Source organism: Paraburkholderia sp. LEh10, from assembly GCF_017814945.1.
Classification (GTDB): domain Bacteria; phylum Pseudomonadota; class Gammaproteobacteria; order Burkholderiales; family Burkholderiaceae; genus Paraburkholderia.
In genome coordinates this window covers 1-4,973 of the sequence record NZ_JAGIPX010000155.1, presented here as the reverse complement: position 1 = coordinate 4,973, position 4,973 = coordinate 1, and the positions used below count along the sequence as shown (strand labels likewise).

At 63.5% G+C, this 4,973-nt stretch carries 5 protein-coding genes and 1 pseudogene; 4 read left to right on the top strand and 2 right to left on the bottom strand.

Annotated features, from left to right (window positions below; genetic code table 11):
• Together J8I87_RS45540 and J8I87_RS43230 are read right to left on the bottom strand one after the other, a co-directional pair.
• Positions 1-66 (bottom strand): annotated as a pseudogene (locus tag J8I87_RS45540) (succinate dehydrogenase, cytochrome b556 subunit); the annotation flags it as partial.
• A 153-nt stretch (positions 67-219) separates the two neighbouring features.
• Positions 220-1,020 carry a GntR family transcriptional regulator gene (locus J8I87_RS43230; RefSeq protein ID WP_209938732.1) on the bottom strand — a complete coding sequence of 267 codons (801 nt, stop codon included), beginning with the start codon at positions 1,018-1,020 and terminating at the stop codon, positions 220-222.
• 570 nt (positions 1,021-1,590) lie between these two features.
• Between J8I87_RS43230 and J8I87_RS43225 the strand changes: the two genes are divergently transcribed.
• The 4 genes from J8I87_RS43225 to J8I87_RS43210 form a co-directional block, all read left to right on the top strand.
• Positions 1,591-2,574, top strand: a complete 984-nt coding sequence (locus J8I87_RS43225; protein WP_209938731.1) for a malate dehydrogenase — start codon at positions 1,591-1,593, stop codon at positions 2,572-2,574.
• A gap of 219 nt (positions 2,575-2,793) precedes the next feature.
• Entirely contained in the window at positions 2,794-3,816 is a 1,023-nt protein-coding gene (locus J8I87_RS43220; RefSeq protein WP_209938729.1) for an HpcH/HpaI aldolase/citrate lyase family protein, read from the top strand.
• A complete protein-coding gene (gene prpB / locus J8I87_RS43215) occupies positions 3,813-4,724 on the top strand; it encodes a methylisocitrate lyase (RefSeq protein ID WP_209938728.1) in 912 nt (303 codons plus the stop codon). The genes J8I87_RS43220 and prpB overlap by 4 nt, the downstream gene beginning before the upstream one ends.
• A 25-nt stretch (positions 4,725-4,749) precedes the next feature.
• The coding region (locus tag J8I87_RS43210) for a citrate/2-methylcitrate synthase (protein WP_280923162.1) at positions 4,750-4,973 on the top strand (224 nt) is incomplete at its 3' end.

Sequence of the window (4,973 nt, the reverse complement as noted above, 5' to 3'; positions counted from 1 at the left end):
CGTCAATATCTGCCCGATACCGATGTTCCGGAATTCCGGCCTCGGTTTTTTTACGGCTTCTGCCATGCTAGACCCCTACTATGTAGTTCACACTAATCCGCAATTTTAGCGCCTTTTCATTTCGCGCTGCAGCGAAACGCCGCACCCGACAGCGCCGCGCCACGCGCATCTAAAGGCACTTGCAAGCCTTGCCGCAAGCCCGCGGCAACGCTTCTTCTTTCAACTCAAGTCGTTCTGGTAGTAATACCCGGTTGTGACATACCATCCTCGCCGAACTTCGACGGGACGGTCACCATAGGTATAGGACACGCGCTCCACGGACAGCAATGGAAATCCCGTCGGCACATGCAGAAGATCTGCGACAGCCGGGTCCGCGGCGACGGCGCGAATTTTCTCCGACGCGCGGATCATGCGGGTGCCGAACTCCGTTTCGAACATTGCGTAGAGTGGCCCCTTGTACTCCGACAGGCGCTCGAGCGTCAGGCCTCGAAACACGCCTCCCGGCAGCCAGATCTCGTCGAGCACGGTGTCCTCGCCGTCGAAGGTCAGCAGACGCTTGATCAGCACGACGGGATCGGCCGGCTTCAGATCCAGCTGCCGCGCGATCTCCGCCGACGCGCGCAAGCGCCGGCACTCGAGCAGCCGGCTGATATGCGGATGCTCGGCGCCATCGTCGGCGAGAAGACGGAGAAAGCGGAACTGGGCACGGTCTTCGTTGTGCGTAGCAACAAAGGTACCCTTGCCCTGGCGGCGCACCAGCAGATTGTCGGCGGCGAGTTCGTCGATCGCCTTGCGCACGGTGCCCTGACTGACCTTGTAACGCGCGGCCAATTCGACTTCACTTGGAATGATCTCGCCGGGCTTCCATTCACCCGACTCGAGACTCTGCGTGATGAGCGCCTTGATCTGCTGATAGAGAGGACTGAACGTCGGCGATGGAGCCGGCGCGGCGGCAGGCGCACCCTCACCCGCGCCGGACGCGCCGGGAGGATTCGCTGTGCTGGCCTGGTTCGAATTCATGCGCGCATTTCAACACAAAGCGCCTCGTGCCGTCCAGATTTTTTACCGCAATAAATATGTCTTATATAAGACATAAGATACGGTTGACTTTGTGCGGTCTGAATCCTACACTCCTTGTCGAGCAAGGGTTTGCGGGTTGTGCCACGCATTTTTGACACTGCTTCATGTCAACAGCGTGATGCACCGACAGGCCACCCTGCATCACGCTGTTCCCTCACGCAGTTCAGGTTTCGCTTCGCCCTGCATTGCCCTGCCTACCGCGCCGCAATGCCCGCCGAAACGCGCTGTTTGCCGGAGCCCGCGCCATGCAGCGGCCTGACGTGCCGTCAATCGTAGCGCCAGTCGTGGCGCCAATCGCGACGAGCGTCGCAAGCACCCTCTCATCCCCGCGCTCGGCAGCACAGATTACCCGGCACGTCGGCTTCGCCGGCAGCGTGTCTTCTGGCCTTCTTCGGACCGCCTGCAGGGCTCGCGCAGCGAATTCGCCGTGCTTAAAACCACGCTTCGCGTAACGCGCATATAGAATGGCGTTTTCCCTAGCGTTCAACGCATCGTCCTGGAGATTTCTCAATGGCTAAGCCCGCAAAGCGCGTTGCCGTCACTGGCGCCGCAGGTCAAATCGGTTATTCCCTGCTGTTCCGCATCGCCAATGGCGACATGCTCGGCAAGGACCAGCCGGTCATCCTGCAGCTGCTCGACCTGCCGCAAGCGCAAGCCGCCGTCAAAGGCGTCGTGATGGAACTCGAAGACTGCGCGTTCCCGCTGCTCGCGGGTGTCGTGGTCACTGACGACCCCAAGGTTGCATTCAAGGACGCCGACGTCGCGCTGCTGGTCGGTGCACGCCCGCGTTCGAAAGGCATGGAGCGCAAGGACCTGCTGTCGGCCAACGCCGAAATTTTCACGGTGCAGGGCAAGGCGCTGAACGAAGTGGCAAGCCGCGACGTGAAGGTGCTGGTGGTCGGCAACCCGGCGAACACCAATGCCTACATCGCAATGAAGTCGGCGCCGGATCTGCCGAAGAAGAACTTCACGGCCATGCTGCGCCTCGACCACAACCGCGCGCTGTCGCAACTGGCTGCCAAGTCGGGCAAGCCGGTTTCGTCGATCGAGAAGCTGGTCGTGTGGGGCAACCACTCGCCCACGATGTACCCGGATTTCCGCGTCGCGACGGCAGAAGGCCAGGACCTGACCAAGCTGATCAACGACGAGGAATGGAACCGCAACACGTTTATCCCGACGGTCGGCAAGCGCGGCGCGGCAATCATCGAGGCGCGCGGCCTGTCGTCGGCGGCTTCGGCGGCGAACGCAGCCATCGACCACGTGCGTGACTGGGTGCTCGGCACGAACGGCAAGTGGGTGACGATGGGCATTCCGTCGGACGGCTCGTACGGCATCCCCGAAGACATCGTCTACGGCGTTGCGGTGACCTGCGAAAACGGCGAGTACAAGCGTGTCGAAGGCCTGCCGATCGACGCGTTCTCGCGCGAGAAGATGGACAACACGCTGAACGAGTTGCTCGAAGAGCGCGACGGCGTTCAGCACCTGCTCGGCTAATCACTCGATGCAGACCAGCCGGAACTCCGTTGCAGCGCGACGGGTTCCGGTTTTTTACGTGCGATATCCTGCATGACGGTTTGCCCGGCAGACCGGCCGCAGGTGTTCGCAACTGATCCGGGCGCGTTTTGGTTCGACTTGCGGCCCATGCCAGTCGAAAACGATCAGAATGCGCCCGAATCAGCATTTGCAAACAGAACCCACGCTCCCACGCCGACAATGCGCGCACTGACTCCCGCCGAAGTCCTGTTTGACGGCGAAGCGCCGCCCACTGTGCTGCCTGCCTGCGATCACTACGCGGGCAGCGAAAAGCTGATGCTCAAATCGCTCGCGTTGCAGCAACACCTCGGGCCCGTCTTCGACATCACGCTCGATTGCGAAGACGGCGCGCAGGTCGGCCGCGAAGCGGAACATGCGGAACTCGTCGCGTCGCTGCTCGGCAGCGAGCACGACCGGTTCGGCCGCGTCGGCGTGCGAATCCACGATTTCAACCACGCGCACTGGCGCGACGACGTGCGCCTGATTCTGCGCGCCGCGAAGCGCCCGCCCGCCTACGTCACGCTGCCGAAACTGCGCAACCTGCCCGATGCCGCCGAGATGTGCGCGTTCATCGAGGCCACGCGGCGCGAACTCGGCATCGCGAAGCCCGTCCCCGTCCAGTTGCTGATCGAAACGCATGGCGCGTTGACGCGGGTGTTCGAGCTCGCCGCGCTGCCCGGCGTCGAGGCGCTGAGCTTCGGCCTGATGGACTTCGTTTCCGCGCACGACGGCGCGATTCCCGACACGGCAATGCGCTCGCCGGGCCAGTTCGATCACCCGCTCGTGCGGCGCGCGAAACTGGAGATTTCGGCCGCTTGTCATGCGCACGGCAAGGTGCCGTCGCACAACGTATCGACGGAAGTGCGCGACATGGACATCGTCGCGAACGACGCGCTGCGCGCGCGCAACGAGTTCGGCTACACGCGCATGTGGAGCATCCATCCCGCGCAGATTCCCGCCATCGTGTCGGCGTTCGCGCCGCGCGACGAAGAAATCGCGACGGCGACGGAGATCCTGCTCGCCGCGCAGTCCGCGCAATGGGGGCCGACGCGCCATCGCGACACGCTGCACGATCGCGCGAGCTATCGTTATTACTGGTCGGTGCTGCGCCGCGCCCGCTCGACAGGCCGCAGCGTGCCCGCCGAAGCCGCGCCGCTGTTCGGGCCGGACGCTACCGTCGCCAACGAGGAGTCCGCATCATGAGCTCAGCAAACACATCCGCGGGCGCCGCTTTCCGCGCAGCCGTCGCCGCCGAAAAGCCGTTGCAGGTGGTCGGCGCGATCAACGCGAATCACGCGCTGCTCGCCCAGCGCGCGGGCTTCAAGGCGATCTATGTATCGGGCGGCGGCGTGGCGGCAGGGTCGCTCGGCTTGCCCGACCTCGGCATCTCGACGCTCGACGACGTGCTGACCGACGTGCGCCGCATCACCGACGTCTGCGATCTGCCGCTGCTCGTCGATGTCGATACGGGCTTCGGGCCGTCGGCGTTCAACATCGCGCGCACCGTGAAGGCGCTCACCAAAGCGGGCGCGGGCGCGATGCATATCGAAGACCAGGTTGGCGCGAAACGCTGCGGGCATCGCCCCGGCAAAGCGATCGTGTCGCAGGACGAGATGGTCGATCGCATCAAGGCCGCCGTCGACGCACGCACCGATCCCGACTTCGTCATCATGGCGCGTACGGACGCGCTCGCCGTCGAGGGCCTGCAATCGGCAATGGATCGCTCGGCGGCTTGCGTCGAAGCGGGCGCCGACATGATTTTCCCCGAAGCGATGACGGAACTCGGCATGTACAAACAGTTCGCGCAGGCCGTGAAGGTGCCGATCCTCGCGAACATCACCGAGTTCGGCGCGACGCCGCTGTTCACCGTCGATGAACTGCGCGGCGCGGACGTATCGCTCGTGCTGTACCCGCTGTCCGCGTTCCGGGCGATGAACAAGGCGGCCGAAAACGTTTACACGGCCATCCGCCGCGACGGCACGCAAAAAGCCGTCGTCGACACGATGCAAACGCGCGCCGAACTGTACGACCGTATCGGCTATTACGCGTACGAGCAGAAGCTCGACGCGCTGTTCAGCCAGAACGGGCAGAAAAACGAGCAGGACCAGTGAGCGGCAAATCAAGGAGAATCCTGGAATGAGCGAGACGACGCAAGCGGCTGCACCGGAAACGACAAGCGGCTTCAAGCCGAAAAAATCGGTGGCCCTGTCGGGCGTGACGGCGGGTAATACCGCGCTGTGCACGGTCGGCAAGACGGGTAACGACCTGCACTACCGCGGCTACGACATCCTCGATATCGCGGGGGCGTGCGAGTTCGAGGAAGTCGCGTATCTGCTCGTGCACGGCAAGCTGCCGAACGC